The organism is Streptomyces sp. NPDC051310, from assembly GCF_044455245.1.
Classification (GTDB): domain Bacteria; phylum Actinomycetota; class Actinomycetes; order Streptomycetales; family Streptomycetaceae; genus Streptomyces.
On record NZ_JBITEO010000007.1, the window covers coordinates 1 to 16,124 of the forward strand.

Consider the following 16,124-nt stretch of genomic DNA (forward strand, 5'->3'; position numbering starts at 1 on the left):
TCCCCGTCACCCGCGCATACCCATGGTAGAGCGGGGCCCGGCCCCCCCCGGGGGGGGGGGCGGCCCCCCCGGGGGGGGGGCCCCCGGCCCCCCCCCCCGCCCCCCGGCGGGCCCCCCGGGGCGCCCCGGGGGGCCACGGCCGTCGCAGCGGTGCCGGAGGCGCGGGGCGCGTCAGACGTTGAAGCCGAGGGCGCGCAGCTGCTCGCGGCCGTCGTCGGTGATCTTGTCCGGACCCCACGGCGGCATCCAGACCCAGTTGATCTTCAGCTCGTTGACGATGCCGTCCGTCGCGGCCTTCGCCTGGTCCTCGATCACGTCGGTCAGCGGGCAGGCCGCGGACGTCAGCGTCATGTCCAGCGTCGCGATGTTCGCGTCGTCGATGTGGATGCCGTAGATCAGGCCGAGGTTGACCACGTCGATGCCCAGCTCGGGGTCGACGACGTCGTACAGCGCCTCGCGGACCTCTTCCTCGGTCGCCGGCGTGACCGAGCCGGTCCCGCCGACGGCCGCCGGCTGCGCGCCGGCCGTCACGCTCGCCGCCGCCGGCTCGGGGACGGTCGTCTCGCCACCGGCCGCGAGCTCGGCGGCCGTGTCGTTCTCAGTCATGCGCTCTTCCTCTCCGCGCCCTCACCCATCGCCTGGGCCGTCGCGTCCTTCCAGGCCATCCAGCTCAGCAGGGCGCACTTCACCCGCGCCGGGTACTTGGAGACACCGGCGAACGCGATGGCGTCCTCCAGCACCTCCTCCATGGCGTCGTCCGGCTCGATCCGGCCCTTGGACTGCATCAGCTCCAGGAAGGTGCCCTGGATCCGCTGCGCCTCGGCGAGTTCCTTGCCGACGAGGAGTTCATTCAGCACGGAGGCGGACGCCTGGCTGATGGAGCAGCCCTGGCCCTCGTACGACACGTCCGCGACGCGCGTCCCGTCGTACCGCACGCGCAGGGTGATCTCGTCGCCGCACGTCGGGTTGACGTGGTGCACCTCGGCGTCGCCGTCCCGCAAGCCCCGCCCGTGCGGGTTCTTGTAGTGGTCCAGGATGACGTCCTGGTACATCGAATCCAGCTTCACAAGCAGCCGCCTCTACCCGAAGAAGTTACGGACGTGCTCCAGGCCCGCGACCAGGGCGTCGACCTCGGCCGGAGTGGAGTACAGATAGAACGACGCCCGCGTGGTCGCAGGAATTCCGTACCGCAGGCAGACGGGCCGCGCGCAGTGGTGGCCCACGCGGACCGCGATGCCCTGCTCGTCGAGGACCTGGCCCACGTCGTGCGGGTGGATGTCACCGAGCGTGAAGGAGATCGCCGCGCCGCGGTCCTCGGCCGTCACCGGGCCGATGATCCGCAGGTCCGGGACCTCCTGGAAGCGCTGGAGCGCGTACTCCGTGATCGCGTGCTCGTGCGCGGCGATCCGGTCCATGCCGATCGCGGAGAGGTAGTCCACGGCCGCGCCCAGGCCGACGGCCTGCGCGATCGGGGGCGTACCCGCCTCGAACTTGTGCGGCGCGGGGGCGTACGTCGACGAGCTCATCGAAACGGTTTCGATCATCTCGCCGCCGCCGAGGAACGGCGGGAGGTCCTCCAGCAGCTCCTGGCGGCCCCAGAGCACGCCGATGCCGGTCGGGCCGCACATCTTGTGGCCGGTGAAGGCCACGAAGTCGGCCTGGAGGGCCTGGACGTCCAGCACCATGTGCGGGGCGGCCTGCGACGCGTCGATCAGCACCAGGGCGCCGACCTCCTGGGCGCGGCGCACGATCGCCTCGACGGGGTTGAACGTGCCCAGGATGTTGGAGACCAGCACGAAGGAGACGATCTTCGTCTTCTCGGTGATGACCTCGTCGATGCGGGAGAGGTCGAGGCGGCCGTCGTCGGTCAGCCCGAACCACTTCAGCTTCGCGCCGGTGCGCTGCGCGAGCAGCTGCCACGGCACGATGTTGGAGTGGTGCTCCATCTCCGTGATGACGATCTCGGTCTCGCGGTCGACCCGGTAGGGCTCATCGGCCCAGCCCAGCATGTTCGCCACGAGGTTGAGCGACTCGGAGGCGTTCTTGGTGAAGATCACCTCGTCGCGGCTCGGCGCGTTGATGAACGCGGCGACCTTGTCGCGCGCGCCCTCGTACAGCGCCGTGGCCTCCTCGGCCAGCACGTGCACACCGCGGTGCACGTTGGCGTTGTGCTGCTCGTAGTACTCACTGAGCACGTCGATGACCTGGCGCGGCGTCTGCGAGGTCGCCGCGTTGTCCAGGTACACGAGCTTCTTGCCGTCGTGGAGCACCCGGTCGAGGATCGGGAAGTCCTTGCGGATCGCCTCGGTGTCGAGAAGGCCCGGCAGCTGTGTCACGCTGCGCCCCTTTCGTTCGTCTCTCCGCCCGCGAGGCGCACCTGCACGTCGCACGTCGTCTGCGGGCCGGTGGCCTCCCGCGCGTCACTCACTGGGATACGCCGCCCTTCGTGTACGACTCGTAACCCTCGGCCTCGAGCTTGTCGGCGAGCTCGGGGCCGCCCGACTCGACGATGCGGCCGCCGGCGAAGACGTGGACGTGGTCCGGCTTGATGTAGCGCAGGATGCGCGTGTAGTGCGTGATCAGCAGGGTGCCGACCTCGCCGCTCTCGCGGACGCGGTTGACGCCCTCGGAGACGATGCGCAGCGCGTCGACGTCCAGGCCGGAGTCGGTCTCGTCGAGGATCGCGATCTTCGGCTTGAGGAGCTCGAGCTGGAGGATCTCGTGGCGCTTCTTCTCACCGCCGGAGAAGCCCTCGTTCACGTTGCGCTCGGCGAAGGCGGGGTCCATGTTGAGGCGCTCCATGGCCTCCTTGACCTCCTTCACCCAGGTGCGCAGCTTGGGGGCCTCGCCGCGGACGGCGGTGGCGGAGGTGCGCAGGAAGTTGCTCACCGAGACGCCGGGGATCTCGACCGGGTACTGCATGGCGAGGAAGACGCCGGCGCGGGCGCGCTCGTCGACGGACATCTCCAGGACGTCCTCGCCGTCGAGGGTGACGGTGCCGCCGGTGATCGTGTACTTGGGGTGGCCCGCGAGCGAGTACGCGAGCGTCGACTTGCCGGAGCCGTTGGGGCCCATGATGGCGTGGGTCTCACCCTGCTTCACGGTCAGGTCGACGCCCTTGAGGATCTCCTTCGTGGCGTTGTCGGCCTCGACGGAGACGTGCAGGTCGCGGATTTCAAGCGTTGCCATGGGTGACTCAGGACTCCTGGGTGACGGAGACGAGCACATCGTCCCCTTCGATCTTTACGGGGTATACGGGGACGGGGCGCGTCGCGGGAAGGCCGGACGGCTTGCCGGTGCGGAGGTCGAAGGCGGAGCCGTGGAGCCAGCACTCGATCTGGCAGTCCTCGACCTCGCCCTCCGAGAGCGAGACGTTCGCGTGCGAGCAGATGTCGTGGATCGCGAACACCTCCCCTTCGGTGTGGACGACGGAGACCGGCGTGCCGTCGATCTCCACCCGCTTCGGGGTGTCCTCCGCCAGCTCGCTCAGCCCACAGGCGCGGACGTAAGGCATCAGACCGACGCCTCCAGCTCGGCCTCGATCTTGGCCATGAGGCGCTCCTCGACGTCCGGCAGGCCGATCTGCTGCACGAGCTCGGCGAAGAAGCCGCGGACGACGAGGCGGCGGGCCTCGGTCTCCGGGATGCCGCGGGCCATCAGGTAGAAGAGCTGCTCGTCGTCGAAGCGGCCCGTGGCCGAGGCGTGACCGGCGCCGGCGATCTCGCCGGTCTCGATCTCCAGGTTCGGCACGGAGTCGACGCGGGCGCCGTCCGTGAGGACCAGGTTGCGGTTCATCTCGTAGGTGTCGGTGCCCTCGGCCGCGGCCTGGATGAGGACGTCACCGATCCACACGGCGTGGGCGTTCTCGCCCTGCAGCGCGCCCTTGTAGGCGACGTTGGACTTGCAGTGCGGGGTGTTGTGGTCGACGAGGAGGCGGTGCTCCTGGTGCTGGCCCTGCTCGGTGAAGTACAGGCCGAACAGCTCGGCCTCGCCGCCCGTGGCGGCGTACCGCACGCGCGGGTGGAGGCGGACGACGTCTCCGCCGAAGGTGACGACGACCGACTTGAAGGAGGCGTCGCGCCCGACGAGCGCGTTGTGCTGGCCGACGTGGACGGCCTTCTCGTCCCAGTCCTGGATCGAGACGACGGTGAGCTTGGCGCCGTCGCCGAGCAGGTAGTCGACGTTGGCGGCGAGCACCGCGTCACCGGTGTGGTCGATGACCACGACGGCCTCGGCGAACGCGCCGAGCTCGACGACCTGGTGGCCGAAGGCGGTGCCGCCCTCGCCGTGCACGGAGATCCGGATCGGCTCGGTGAGCACGGTCTCCTTGGGCACGGTGACGACCGAGGCCTTCTCGAAGGCGGAGTACGCCTGGGCGGCGACCCGGTCCACCGGGGTGCCGGCCCTGCCGAGCCGCGCGTCGTCGCGGCCGACGGTCTCGACGGTGACGCCCTCCGGCGCCTCCACCTCGACGCGTACGCCGTCGCCGGTGGCGACCGCGGTGCCGTCGTGGAGACCGCGCAGCCGCTCCAGCGGCGTGAACCGCCACTCCTCCTCACGGCCGTGCGGGACGGGGAAGTCCGCGACGTCGAAGGACGGGGGGGCGCTCATGCGGGTGGCGACGGTGGACTCGGCGGCCACCGCGATGGAGCCGGCGGTGGTGGAGCCCGCCGGGATGGTCCCCGTCGGGTTGTTCTGGGCCTCAGCCATGGCTGTCGTGTTGCTCTCTTCCTACGTAAAGACCGGGTACGGACGGCGGGACGGCGTCAGCCGACCGCACCCTCCATCTGCAGCTCGATCAGCCGGTTGAGCTCCAGCGCGTACTCCATGGGCAGTTCCTTGGCGATGGGCTCGACGAACCCGCGCACGATCATGGCCATGGCCTCGTCCTCCGACAGGCCGCGGCTCATCAGGTAGAAGAGCTGGTCCTCGGAGACCTTGGAGACGGTCGCCTCGTGGCCCATCGACACGTCGTCCTCGCGGACGTCGACGTACGGGTACGTGTCCGAGCGGGAGATCGTGTCGACGAGCAGGGCGTCGCACAGCACGTTGGACTTGGAGCCCGGGGCGCCCTCGCCGATCTCGATGAGACCGCGGTAGGAGGTGCGGCCGCCGCCTCGCGCCACCGACTTGGAGACGATGTTGGAGGAGGTGTTCGGGGCCATGTGGACCATCTTGGCGCCCGCGTCCTGGTGCTGGCCCTCGCCCGCGAAGGCGATGGACAGGGTCTCGCCCTTGGCGTGCTCGCCCATCAGGTAGACGGCCGGGTACTTCATCGTCACCTTGGAGCCGATGTTGCCGTCGACCCACTCCATGGTCGCGCCCTCGTAGGCCACGGCGCGCTTGGTGACCAGGTTGTAGACGTTGTTCGACCAGTTCTGGATCGTCGTGTAGCGGCAGCGGCCGCCCTTCTTGACGATGATCTCCACGACGGCGCTGTGCAGCGAGTCCGAGGAGTAGATCGGGGCGGTGCAGCCCTCGACGTAGTGGACGTAGGCGTCCTCGTCGACGATGATCAGCGTCCGCTCGAACTGGCCCATGTTCTCCGTGTTGATGCGGAAGTAGGCCTGGAGCGGGATGTCGACGTGCACGCCCTTCGGCACGTAGATGAACGAGCCGCCGGACCACACCGCCGTGTTCAGCGACGCGAACTTGTTGTCGCCGACCGGGATGACCGTGCCGAAGTACTCCTGGAAGAGCTCCGGGTGCTCCTTGAGCGCGGTGTCCGTGTCGAGGAAGATCACGCCCTGGGACTCCAGGTCCTCGCGGATCTGGTGGTACACGACCTCGGACTCGTACTGCGCGGCGACACCGGCGACGAGGCGCTGCTTCTCCGCCTCGGGGATGCCGAGCTTGTCGTACGTGTTCTTGATGTCCTCGGGCAGGTCCTCCCAGGAGGCCGCCTGCTTCTCGGTGGAGCGGACGAAGTACTTGATGTTGTCGAAGTCGATGCCCGACAGGTCGGAGCCCCAGTTCGGCATGGGCTTCTTGTCGAAGAGGCGCAGACCCTTGAGGCGGAGCTTCAGCATCCACTCGGGCTCGTTCTTCTTCGCGGAAATGTCGCGGACGACGTCCTCGGAGAGACCGCGCTTGGCGGTGGCACCGGCCGCGTCCGGGTCGGCCCAGCCATATTCGTACCGACCCAGGCCCTCGAGCTCGGGGTGGCTGATCTCGGTGGTCATGCGGGGTTCCTCCCGGCCGTGCTTGCGGATGCTGTTGGTGTGGTGTGCGGGATGTACGTCGTGCAGACACCGTCGCCGTGGGCGATGGTCGCCAGCCTCTGCACGTGGGTGCCGAGCAGGCGGCTGAAGACCTCGGTCTCCGCCTCGCACAGTTGCGGGTACTGCTCCGCGACGTGGGCCACCGGGCAGTGGTGCTGGCACAGCTGCTGTCCGACCGGCGCGTTGCGCGCCGTCGCAGCGTACCCGTCGGCGCTCAGTGCCCTGGCGAGCGCCTCGGCGCGCTCCTCGGGCGCCGCGGCCTCGACGGCCTCGCGGTACGCCTCCGCCTGTGCCTCGACCCGGTCCCGGGCGAACGCGGCGACGGCGGCCTCCCCTCCGGCGTTCTGCTCGATCCAGCGCAGGGCGTCGACGGCGAGCGTGTCGTACGACTGGTCGAACGCGTCCCGGCCGCAGTCCGTCAGCGCGAACACCTTGGCCGGCCGGCCGCGGGTGCGGGCGCCGTAGACGCGCTGCTCTCGGGGGGCGACGACGTCATCGGCGACGAGCGCGTCGAGGTGGCGGCGGACGGCGGCCTGAGTGAGGCCGAGCCGCTTGGCGAGCTCGGCCACCGTGGAGGGCCCGTGATCCAGGATGGACCGCGCGACCCGGTTGCGCGTGGAGCGCTCCCCGGTCGCGAGCTCCTCCACCGGAGCGTCGTGAGCCTGTCCGACGTTTTTCACAACGCCATTGTTGCGTAATTCTCCGAAGAGTGACAAGCGAGGCCCATCCGGCACCACGGTGCCGTACGTCACTAAGGGAAACCTAACCTGACCTGCGGAAACGATCATTGGTGGGATGTTTCCGCCGACCCCCTCCCCCGGCCTCTGACCGGCCCTTATCCCACTCGCACCGGTGCCGGGCACCCCCGCCGGGGGCTGCCCGCGGCGCCGGCCCGGGCGGGCCGGGGCGGGCGCGCGGGAGATTCCCTCTTCCGGCCGATGCCCCCACCCCGGCCCCGTCCACCGCCCCGCGCTCCTTAGACTTCCCCGCATGCGATACGAGTCCGTCGTACAGGTCCGGGGCCTCGTCAAGCGGTACGGGACCAAGACCGCCGTCGACGGGCTCGACCTCGACGTCCGCGCGGGTACGGTCACCGCCGTCCTCGGGCCCAACGGCGCCGGCAAGACCACCACCGTCGAGACGTGCGAGGGCTACCGCCGCGCCGACGCCGGCACCGTCCGCGTGCTGGGGCTCGACCCGGTCGCCGACGCCGCCCGTCTGCGCCCCCGCATCGGCGTGATGCTCCAGTCCGGCGGCGTCTACTCCGGCGCCCGCGCCGACGAGATGCTCCGCCACATGGCCAGGCTGCACGCCCACCCGCTCGACGTCGACGCGCTGATCGAGCGCCTCGGCCTCGGGTCCTGCGGCCGGACGTCCTACCGCCGGCTCTCCGGCGGCCAGCAGCAGCGCCTCGCGCTGGCCATGGCCGTGGTGGGACGGCCCGAGCTCGTCTTCCTCGACGAGCCGACCGCCGGACTCGACCCGCAGGCCCGGCGGGCCACCTGGGCCCTCGTACGCGAGCTGCGCGCCGACGGCGTGGGCGTCGTCCTGACGACCCACTTCATGGACGAGGCCGAGGAGCTCGCCGACGACATAGCGATCATCGACGCGGGCCGGGTGGTCGCCCAGGGCAGCCCGGAGGAGCTGTGCCGCGGCGGCGCCGAGAACACCCTGCGCTTCACCGGCCGCCCCGGCCTCGACCTCGGCTCGCTGCTCAAGGCGCTGCCGGACGGCACCGCCGCCGCCGAGCTCACGCCGGGTGCGTACCGGATCAGCGGCACCGTCGACCCCCAGCTGCTCGCCACGGTCACCACGTGGTGTGCGCAGCACGGGGTGATGCCCGACCGCATCTCCGTCGAGCGGCACACCCTCGAAGACGTCTTCCTCACCCTCACCGGCAAGGAGCTGCGCCCATGAGCGCCGGGACCTACACGCCCAAGCCCGGCGCGGCACCCGTCGGCCGGATGATCGCCGCGCAGGCGGCGCTGGAGACGAGGATGCTGCTGCGCAACGGTGAGCAGCTGCTGCTCACCGTCGTCATCCCGTCGCTCCTGCTGGTGCTGTTCTCGACGGTGGACATCGTCGACACCGGCGACGGCGCGGCGGTGGACTTCCTCGCCCCGGGCGTCCTCGCGCTCGCCGTGATGTCGACGGCCTTCACCGGCCAGGCGATCGCGACCGGTTTCGAGCGGCGGTACGGGGTCCTCAAGCGCCTCGGCGCGTCGCCGCTGCCCCGCTGGGCGCTGATGGCGGCCAAGACGCTCTCCGTCCTGGTCACGGAGGTGCTGCAGATCACCCTCCTCACGGTGATCGCGCTGGCGCTCGGCTGGTCGCCGCGGGGCAACCCCCTCTCCGTCCTGCTGCTGCTCCTGCTCGGTACGGCGGCCTTCTCGGGGCTCGGCCTGCTGATGGCCGGCACGCTGAAGGCGGAGGCCACGCTGGCCGCCGCCAATCTGGTGTTCCTGCTGCTCCTGGTGGGCGGCGGGGTGGTCGTCCCGCTGGACAGGTTCCCGGACGCGGCGCGTGCGGTGCTGGAGCTGCTGCCGATCTCGGCGCTCTCGGACGGACTGCGGGAGGTGCTCCGGCACGGCGCCCCGATGCCGTGGGACGCGGCCGCCGTGCTCACCGGCTGGGCCGCCGCCGGACTGGCCGCGGCGGCGCGTCTCTTCCGCTGGGAGTGACCCTCGTGAATCCGTGCACAAGCGGGCACCTACGATGGATGCCGTGTTGACCCCCCTCGCCTTCATCGCCCAGCGCTGGACTCCCTCCCCCAGGACGGTCCGGCGCGCCGCGCTCTCCGCCGTCGTCATGACGGTCGTCATCATCGTGACGGGCGGCGCCGTCCGGCTGACCGGTTCCGGGCTCGGCTGCGACACCTGGCCCAAGTGCACGGACGACAGCCTCTTCACCACGTCCGAGCAGGGCATCCACGGAGCGATCGAGTTCGGCAACCGCATGCTGACGTACGTGGTGTCGGCGGCGGTGGGCTGGTTCATCGTCGCGGCGCGCGCGGCCAAGCCGTGGCGGCGTGAGCTGAGCCGGCTGGGCTGGCTGCAGTTCTGGATCGTGGCGCTCAACGCCGTCATCGGCGGCATCACGGTGCGCCTTGAGCTCAACCCGTGGACGGTGGCCGTCCACTTCCTCGCCGCCAACGCGCTGCTGACGGTGACCACGCTCAGCTGGCTGCGCACCGGCGAAGGCGACGGCGCGGCCCGCCCCCGCGTGCCGGGGCCGGTACGGAAGCTGGGCTGGACGCTGGTGGTCGTCGCCGGCCTGCTGGTCGCGGCGGGCACGGTGGTGACGGGCTCGGGCGAGCACGCGGGCGACAGCAGCGACGTACCGCGCATGCCGTTCGACTACGCCTCCGTCGCCCAGGTCCACGCGCTCTTCGCCTGGGCGGTGTGCGCCCTGGCGCTGGCCGTGTTCTTCGTGCTGCGGGTGGTGGACGCCCCGGACGACACCCGGGCGCGCGCCCGCGACCTGCTGCTGGTGCTGCTGGCGCAGGGCGGGATCGGGTACGTGCAGTACTTCACCGGTGTGCCGGAGATCCTGGTGGGCCTGCACATGCTGGGCTCCTCGCTGATGTGGATCGCCGTGCTGCGGCTGGCGCTGAGCCTGCGCGAGCGGCCGGCCGCCGTGCCGGACGCGCCCGGGCGGCAGCCGGACGCGGTGAGCGTCACGGCGACCGCCTAGACACCCCCCGGGCCGGCCCGCAGCCCGTACACCCGCCGGGCGTTGCCCGCCGCGATCATGTCGGCGACGCGTTGCGCGTCCGTACGGGACCAGGCGCCGGCGCGCACCCAGTCGGCCAGCACGTTCCCGAGCGCCTCGCGGAACACCCGCGCGCCCACCACGTGCAGCTCGGGCAATCCGCCGGCGCCGCTGGAGAACAGCAGCTTGCCGAAGGGCGCCAGCTCCAGGATCTCCGCGAGCACGGCCGACGCCCGGGGGCCGGTGCGGGCCAGGGCGGCCCCGAGGTCTGCGTACACGTGGGGGAAGACGCTCGTCAGGTGGGCGGTCCGCCGGTGGTGCGGGGAGCCGTGCAGCAGCACCAGATCCGTACCGAGCCCGCTGGTGGCGGCCGCGAAGTCGGCGAGCCGTATCGGGTCCTCGACGTCCACGTGGAGCTGGAGCGGCCGCCCGGAGGAGACCGCGATCCACAGCAGGTGGCGCAGCAGGACGGGGTCGGTGAGCGGCTCGCCCGCGCGGCGGCCCGCCAGCCAGCGGCCGGCCGCGCCGCGCACCTCGCCGGGGCCTGGCGGATCGGGGGCGTACACCAGGCCGTGCCGCACGGCGGCGACGGAGGCGAAGGCCACGGCGGAGACGGCCGCGCCGTGGACGGCCTCGGCCAGGTTGGACAGCAGCCCGTCGACCGTGCCGGAGGTGTCGGCGACCTCTTCGGCGAGGAGTTCGAGGCGGACGATCTCGTGGGCCTCCGCGTCAGCCGCGGCGGCGATCTCCACCGGATCGGTGAGGTCGCCCGGCAGTCCGGTGTCCACCAGATAGGTGGAGATCCCGGTCGCGCGCAGCAGTCGCCGGCCCGTCTCCAGGACGCCGAGCTCACGTCGGCGGGCCAGGTACCGGGCGGGCGGGCAGTGCGGCTCCAGGCCGAGGAGCGGCGGGCACCAGCGCCGCACCGCGAAGCCGGTCTGCGTGTCGAAGAACGTGGTGCCCGGCGCGGGCGGACCCGCGGTCGTGCCGAGACGGGCCTCGAACGTGCCGAGGCCCAGTTCCGTGCGGAGCACCCCGTGGCAGTACTGGTCCACCAGCGTCGGGGTGTCGATCATTGCGGGGGCTCCCTGCGGTGGCTGAACCGTCACAGGTCCTAACGGGTGACCCCCGCCCGAGGTGTTGCCCCGGATGCCGCCTCAGTCGTTGGAGGGGCCGCCGATCTGGATGCCGGCCATGCGCGTCCACTCGTACGGGCCGGTGCGCACCTTCGCCGCCAGGTCGCCGTCGAAGTCGTCGTGGAGGGTGAGCCCGGCCTTCTCGGCTGCGGACTTCGCGACCTCGTGCGTGGGGGCGACGAGGTCGCCCCAGCCGCCGTCCTCACCGACGAGCACGATGCGGGTGCCCATCTGGCCGATGTAGGCCAGCTGTCCCTCGGCGCCGCCGTGCTCCTCGGAAAAGGCCCGGATCTGCTTGGCGAGCCGGGAGATCCTGCGCTCGGCCTGCTTGCCGCCCTGCTTGTCCGCCTGCTTGGTGTCTGCCATGAACAGGATGCTACCGACCAGTAGGGAAACTGGCCAGAGTCATCGGCGCCACACGCCTCAGCGCAGGAACGGGTCCACCGCGACCGCCACGAACAGCAGCGACACGTACGTGATCGACCAGTGGAACAGGCGCATCTCCTTGAGCTTCGCGCCCGTTTCGCCCGCCTTCGCGCGCGCCTGGAGCGCGTGCGCCTCCCACAGCCACCAGCCGCCCGTCGCGAGCGCCACCGCGGTGTAGAACCAGCCGGTGTAGCCGAGCGGCGTCAGCAGCAGGGAGACGGCGACCATGACCCAGCTGTAGAGGACGATCTGGCGGGCCACCACCTTGTTGGAGGCGACGACGGGGAGCATGGGCACGCCCACGCGCGCGTAGTCCTCCTTCACCTTCATCGACAGCGGCCAGTAGTGCGGCGGCGTCCAGAAGAAGATGACGAGGAAGAGGATGACGGCGGCCCAGGACATCGAGTCGGTCACCGCCGACCAGCCGATGAGGACCGGCATGCAGCCGGCGATCCCGCCCCACACGATGTTCTGCGCGGTACGGCGCTTGAGGATCATCGTGTAGACGACGACGTAGAAGAGCAGCGCGCCGAGGGACAGCCAGGCGGACAGCCAGTTGACGAGCAGGCCGAACCAGACCGTGGAGACGACCGCGAGGACGAGGCCGAAGACCAGCCCCTCGCGCGGCGAGACCATGCCCGTGACCAGCGGCCGCTGGGACGTGCGGTCCATCAGGGCGTCGATGTCGCGGTCGATGTACATGTTCAGGGCGTTGGCGCCACCCGCGGAAAGGTATCCGCCGAGGCAGGTGTTGACCACCAGCCACAGGTCGGGCACACCCTGCTCGGCCAGGAACATCACCGGAACGGTGGTGATGAGCAGCAGCTCGATGATCCGCGGCTTGGTCAGAGCCACGAACGCCTTGACGCGGGCCCCGAATGGCCGGTTGCCGGTGCTCGTCCCGAGAACACCCTCCCCCAGAGCCCCAAGGGCCTGGGAGGTCCCCCCAGGACGGGATTCGACGGCCGTCACGCACACCCCTGACAGAGACATCCCAGCAAGTCGCGCCGGGCGTGAAGGCCCGGTAAAGACTCGCGCGTACCACGCCACTCTAGACGTTGCCCATACCTCGCCCTCCTCGGGGGTCGGTCGTGTTGGACCGGGTGCCGGAAGGGGCTGCGGAAAGGGGTGTGGAAGGCGTGCGGGAAGAGGTGCGGAAGGGGGTCGCAAAGGGCGGTCGCCATGCTCGGTTGAGCACTCGGCTGAGCGGCTCCGTATTCATATGACAAACGCCGGAGTGGCCGGTCGGGAGGCGGGCCGCACGCGATGCCCGCACTCTGGAATGACTCGAAAAAATGCGCGTTCTCACGGGGGTAGGCTCGACAGCGGCCGGTGAGATCGACGTCACCGGCATTCGACATGTGGAGAGGAGCCCTGACCCAGGGTGAGCACCAAGCCGACCACCACAGACCTCGAGTGGACCGAATTGGACCAGCGGGCCGTAGACACCGCCCGCATCCTGGCCGCGGACGCCGTACAGAAGGTCGGCAACGGCCATCCCGGTACGGCCATGAGCCTGGCCCCCGCCGCGTACACCCTCTTCCAGAAGGTGATGCGGCACGACCCGTCGGACCCCGACTGGACCGGTCGTGACCGGTTCGTGCTGTCCGCGGGCCACTCGTCGCTGACGCTGTACACCCAGCTCTACCTGGCCGGGTTCGGCCTGGAGCTGGACGACCTGAAGGCCTTCCGGACCTGGGGCTCCAAGACCCCCGGCCACCCGGAGTACGGCCATACGGCGGGCGTCGAGACGACGACCGGGCCGCTGGGCCAGGGTGTCGCCAATGCCGTGGGCATGGCGATGGCCGCGCGCTACGAGCGGGGCCTGTTCGACCCGGAGGCCGCGCCGGGGGCGTCCCCGTTCGACCACTTCATCTACTGCATCGCCGGTGACGGCTGCCTGCAGGAGGGCATCTCCGCGGAGGCGTCCTCGCTGGCCGGGCACCAGAAGCTCGGGAACCTGGTCCTGCTGTGGGACGACAACCACATCTCGATCGAGGGCGACACGGAGACCGCGGTCTCCGAGGACACGATGAAGCGGTACGAGGCCTACGGCTGGCACGTGCAGCGCGTGGAGCCCAAGGAGAACGGCGACCTCGACCCCGAGGCGCTGTTCGCCGCCCTCCAGGCCGCCAGGGCCGAGACCTCGCGCCCGTCGTTCATCGCGATGCGCTCGATCATCGCCTGGCCCGCGCCGAACGCGCAGAACACCGAGGCCGCGCACGGCTCGGCGCTCGGCGACGAGGAGGTCGCGGCCACCAAGCGCGTCCTGGGCTTCGACCCGGAGCGGACCTTCGAGGTCGCCGACGAGGTCATCGCGCACACCCGCGAAGCCGTGGACCGCGGCCGCGAGGCCCGCGCCGCGTGGGAGAAGCAGTTCGAGGAGTGGCGCAGCGCCAACCCGGAGCGCGCGGCGGAGTTCGACCGCGTCGCCGCGGGCGAGCTGCCCACGGGCTGGGAGGAGAAGCTCCCGGTGTTCGAGCCCGGCAAGGGCGTCGCGACCCGCGCCGCCTCGGGCAAGGTGCTCCAGGCGCTGGGCGCGGTCATCCCCGAGCTGTGGGGCGGCTCCGCCGACCTGGCCGGCTCGAACAACACGACGATCGACAAGACGTCGTCGTTCCTCCCCGCGGGCAACCCGCTGCCGGAGGCCGACCCGTACGGCCGGACCATCCACTTCGGCATCCGCGAGCACGCGATGGCCGCGGAGATGAACGGCATCGCGCTGCACGGCAACACCCGCATCTTCGGCGGCACCTTCCTGGTGTTCTCCGACTACATGCGCAACGCCGTCCGCCTGTCCGCGCTGATGCACCTGCCGGTGACGTACGTGTGGACGCACGACTCGATCGGTCTCGGCGAGGACGGCCCGACGCACCAGCCGGTGGAGCACCTGGCGTCGCTGCGGGCGATCCCGGGCCTGAACGTCGTGCGCCCGGCGGACGCCAACGAGACGGCGGTCGCGTGGCGCGAGATCCTGCGCCGCTGGACCAAGGAGTTCGGCAAGGGCACGCCGCACGGCCTGGCCCTCACCCGGCAGGGCGTCCCGACGTACGAGTGGAACGACGACGCCGCGCGCGGTGGCTACGTGCTGTTCGAGGCGGAAGGCGGCGAGCCGCAGGTCGTGCTGATCGGCACGGGCTCCGAGGTGCACCTGTGCGTCGAGGCGCGCGAGCAGCTCCAGGCCGCCGGCATTCCGACCCGGGTCGTCTCGATGCCGTCCGTCGAGTGGTTCGAGGAGCAGGACCAGGGGTACCGGGATGCGGTGCTGCCTCCGTCGGTGAAGGCGCGGGTCGCGGTCGAGGCCGGGATCGGCCTGACCTGGCACCGGTACGTCGGTGACGCGGGCCGCATCGTCTCGCTGGAGCACTTCGGCGCTTCCGCGGACGGCAAGGTCCTGTTCCGCGAGTTCGGCTTCACCGCCGACAACGTGGCCGCCGCCGCCCGGGAATCGATCGAAGCCGCAGCGCGCTGACGCCGGTATACGTACGAGTAGGAGATGCAACTCTCATGACAGACGCACTCAAGCGCCTCTCCGACGAAGGCGTCGCGATCTGGCTGGACGACCTGTCGCGCAAGCGGATCACCTCCGGCAACCTGGCCGAGCTGATCGACCAGCAGCACGTCGTGGGCGTGACGACCAATCCCTCGATCTTCCAGAAGGCGATCTCGGAGGGCCACGGCTACGACCAGCAGCTGGAGGACCTCGCCGCCCGCAAGGTGACCGTCGAGGAAGCCATCCGCATGATCACGACGGCGGACGTCCGTGACGCCGCCGACATCCTGCGGCCGGTGTTCGACGCCACCCAGGGCCAGGACGGCCGCGTGTCGATCGAGGTCGACCCGCGCCTGGCGCACGACACCAAGGCCACGGTCGCCGAGGCCAAGCAGCTCGCGTGGCTGGTGGACCGCCCCAACACGCTGATCAAGATCCCGGCGACCGAGGCGGGCCTGCCGGCGATCACCGAGGTCATCGGCCTGGGCATCAGCGTCAACGTCACGCTGATCTTCTCGCTGGAGCGCTACCGCAAGGTGATGGACGCGTACCTGGCCGGCCTGGAGAAGGCCAAGGAGCGCGGCCTGGACCTGTCGAAGATCCACTCGGTGGCGTCCTTCTTCGTGTCCCGCGTGGACACCGAGATCGACAAGCGCCTGGACGGCATCGGCACCGACGAGGCCAAGGCGCTGCGCGGCAAGGCCGCGCTCGCCAACGCGCGCCTCGCGTACGAGGCGTACGAGGAGGTGTTCTCGTCGGACCGCTGGGCCGCGCTGGACAAGGCACAGGCCAACAAGCAGCGTCCGCTGTGGGCCTCGACCGGCGTCAAGGACCCGGCGTACAAGGACACGCTGTACGTCGACGACCTGGTCGCGCCGGGCACGGTGAACACCATGCCGGAGGCCACCCTGGAGGCCACGGGCGACCACGGCGAGATCACCGGCAACACGATCGCGGGCACGTACGAGCAGGCGCGCGCCGACCTCGCCGCGGTCGAGAAGCTCGGCATCTCGTACGACGATGTGGTCCAGGTCCTGGAGGACGAGGGCGTCGAGAAGTTCGAGGCGGCCTGGAACGACCTGCTCAAGTCGACCGAGGCGGAGCTCAAGCGCCTCGCCCCTTCGGAGGCGTAAAACC

General features: G+C 70.7%; 16 protein-coding genes. 5 read left to right on the top strand and 11 right to left on the bottom strand.

The features are described from left to right. Nucleotides 1-171: 171 nt before the first annotated feature. The 8 genes from ACIA79_RS12230 to ACIA79_RS12265 form a co-directional block, all read right to left on the bottom strand. Nucleotides 172-531: a metal-sulfur cluster assembly factor gene (locus ACIA79_RS12230; protein ID WP_399428372.1), complete on the bottom strand. Its 360-nt coding sequence runs from the start codon at nucleotides 529-531 to the stop codon at nucleotides 172-174. 71 nt (nucleotides 532-602) lie between these two features. After that, nucleotides 603-1,067: a Fe-S cluster assembly sulfur transfer protein SufU gene (gene sufU / locus ACIA79_RS12235; protein ID WP_399428127.1), complete on the bottom strand. Its 465-nt coding sequence runs from the start codon at nucleotides 1,065-1,067 to the stop codon at nucleotides 603-605. Between the two features lie 12 nt (nucleotides 1,068-1,079). Beyond that, the gene (locus ACIA79_RS12240; RefSeq protein WP_399428128.1) at nucleotides 1,080-2,336 is read right to left on the bottom strand and encodes a cysteine desulfurase; all 1,257 of its coding nucleotides are present in this window, start codon (nucleotides 2,334-2,336) and stop codon (nucleotides 1,080-1,082) included. Nucleotides 2,337-2,424: 88 nt separating this feature from the next. After that, entirely contained in the window at nucleotides 2,425-3,189 is a 765-nt protein-coding gene (gene sufC, locus ACIA79_RS12245) for a Fe-S cluster assembly ATPase SufC (protein WP_399428129.1), read from the bottom strand. 7 nt (nucleotides 3,190-3,196) lie between these two features. Further along, nucleotides 3,197-3,514 carry a bifunctional 3-phenylpropionate/cinnamic acid dioxygenase ferredoxin subunit gene (locus tag ACIA79_RS12250; RefSeq protein ID WP_399428130.1) on the bottom strand — a complete coding sequence of 106 codons (318 nt, stop codon included), beginning with the start codon at nucleotides 3,512-3,514 and terminating at the stop codon, nucleotides 3,197-3,199. After that, on the bottom strand, nucleotides 3,514-4,710 hold the full coding sequence (gene sufD, locus ACIA79_RS12255; protein WP_399428131.1) for a Fe-S cluster assembly protein SufD: 1,197 nt from the start codon (nucleotides 4,708-4,710) through the stop codon (nucleotides 3,514-3,516). The genes ACIA79_RS12250 and sufD overlap by 1 nt, the downstream gene beginning before the upstream one ends. Nucleotides 4,711-4,766: 56 nt before the next feature. Further along, nucleotides 4,767-6,182 carry a Fe-S cluster assembly protein SufB gene (gene sufB / locus ACIA79_RS12260; protein ID WP_399428132.1) on the bottom strand — a complete coding sequence of 472 codons (1,416 nt, stop codon included), beginning with the start codon at nucleotides 6,180-6,182 and terminating at the stop codon, nucleotides 4,767-4,769. Beyond that, complete coding sequence (locus ACIA79_RS12265; RefSeq protein ID WP_399428133.1) at nucleotides 6,179-6,901, bottom strand: helix-turn-helix transcriptional regulator; 723 nt, start codon at nucleotides 6,899-6,901, stop codon at nucleotides 6,179-6,181. Before ACIA79_RS12265 ends, sufB begins: the two co-directional genes overlap by 4 nt. Nucleotides 6,902-7,211: 310 nt before the next feature. On the opposite strand from ACIA79_RS12265, the gene ACIA79_RS12270 reads away from it, so the two are divergent. The 3 genes from ACIA79_RS12270 to ACIA79_RS12280 are packed head-to-tail and all read left to right on the top strand — an operon-like array spanning nucleotide 7,212 to nucleotide 9,914. Then, the gene (locus ACIA79_RS12270) at nucleotides 7,212-8,138 is read left to right on the top strand and encodes an ABC transporter ATP-binding protein (protein ID WP_399428134.1); all 927 of its coding nucleotides are present in this window, start codon (nucleotides 7,212-7,214) and stop codon (nucleotides 8,136-8,138) included. Further along, complete coding sequence (locus ACIA79_RS12275) at nucleotides 8,135-8,902, top strand: ABC transporter permease (RefSeq protein WP_399428135.1); 768 nt, start codon at nucleotides 8,135-8,137, stop codon at nucleotides 8,900-8,902. The genes ACIA79_RS12270 and ACIA79_RS12275 overlap by 4 nt, the downstream gene beginning before the upstream one ends. 34 nt (nucleotides 8,903-8,936) lie before the next feature. Further along, a complete protein-coding gene (locus ACIA79_RS12280) occupies nucleotides 8,937-9,914 on the top strand; it encodes a heme A synthase (protein ID WP_399428136.1) in 978 nt (325 codons plus the stop codon). Here the strand turns inward: ACIA79_RS12280 and ACIA79_RS12285 are convergent. The 3 genes from ACIA79_RS12285 to ACIA79_RS12295 form a co-directional block, all read right to left on the bottom strand. Further along, complete coding sequence (locus ACIA79_RS12285) at nucleotides 9,911-11,008, bottom strand: amidohydrolase (RefSeq protein ID WP_399428137.1); 1,098 nt, start codon at nucleotides 11,006-11,008, stop codon at nucleotides 9,911-9,913. The two genes, ACIA79_RS12280 and ACIA79_RS12285, sit on opposite strands and share 4 nt — an antisense overlap. Nucleotides 11,009-11,089: 81 nt before the next feature. After that, nucleotides 11,090-11,434, bottom strand: a complete 345-nt coding sequence (locus tag ACIA79_RS12290; protein ID WP_399428138.1) for a hypothetical protein — start codon at nucleotides 11,432-11,434, stop codon at nucleotides 11,090-11,092. A gap of 57 nt (nucleotides 11,435-11,491) precedes the next feature. After that, nucleotides 11,492-12,466 (bottom strand): heme o synthase, encoded by a 975-nt coding sequence (locus tag ACIA79_RS12295; protein ID WP_399428139.1) that lies wholly within the window; start codon nucleotides 12,464-12,466, stop codon nucleotides 11,492-11,494. Nucleotides 12,467-12,878: 412 nt separating this feature from the next. On the opposite strand from ACIA79_RS12295, the gene tkt reads away from it, so the two are divergent. After that, nucleotides 12,879-14,966 carry a transketolase gene (tkt, locus tag ACIA79_RS12300; protein ID WP_399428140.1) on the top strand — a complete coding sequence of 696 codons (2,088 nt, stop codon included), beginning with the start codon at nucleotides 12,879-12,881 and terminating at the stop codon, nucleotides 14,964-14,966. A gap of 35 nt (nucleotides 14,967-15,001) precedes the next feature. Further along, nucleotides 15,002-16,120: a transaldolase gene (gene tal, locus ACIA79_RS12305; RefSeq protein ID WP_399428141.1), complete on the top strand. Its 1,119-nt coding sequence runs from the start codon at nucleotides 15,002-15,004 to the stop codon at nucleotides 16,118-16,120. The last annotated feature ends 4 nt before the right edge of the window (nucleotides 16,121-16,124 follow it).

Bases quoted from the DNA above. Each gene is read 5' to 3' on its own strand.
- sufC (WP_399428129.1), bottom strand. From the start codon at position 3,189: ATGGCAACGCTTGAAATCCGCGACCTGCACGTCTCCGTCGAGGCCGAC.
- ACIA79_RS12250 (WP_399428130.1), bottom strand. From the start codon at position 3,514: ATGCCTTACGTCCGCGCCTGTGGGCTGAGCGAGCTGGCGGAGGACACC.
- sufD (WP_399428131.1), bottom strand. From the start codon at position 4,710: ATGGCTGAGGCCCAGAACAACCCGACGGGGACCATCCCGGCGGGCTCC.
- sufB (WP_399428132.1), bottom strand. From the start codon at position 6,182: ATGACCACCGAGATCAGCCACCCCGAGCTCGAGGGCCTGGGTCGGTAC.
- ACIA79_RS12270 (WP_399428134.1), top strand. From the start codon at position 7,212: ATGCGATACGAGTCCGTCGTACAGGTCCGGGGCCTCGTCAAGCGGTAC.
- ACIA79_RS12275 (WP_399428135.1), top strand. From the start codon at position 8,135: ATGAGCGCCGGGACCTACACGCCCAAGCCCGGCGCGGCACCCGTCGGC.
- ACIA79_RS12280 (WP_399428136.1), top strand. From the start codon at position 8,937: ATGGATGCCGTGTTGACCCCCCTCGCCTTCATCGCCCAGCGCTGGACT.
- ACIA79_RS12285 (WP_399428137.1), bottom strand. From the start codon at position 11,008: ATGATCGACACCCCGACGCTGGTGGACCAGTACTGCCACGGGGTGCTC.
- ACIA79_RS12290 (WP_399428138.1), bottom strand. From the start codon at position 11,434: ATGGCAGACACCAAGCAGGCGGACAAGCAGGGCGGCAAGCAGGCCGAG.
- tal (WP_399428141.1), top strand. From the start codon at position 15,002: ATGACAGACGCACTCAAGCGCCTCTCCGACGAAGGCGTCGCGATCTGG.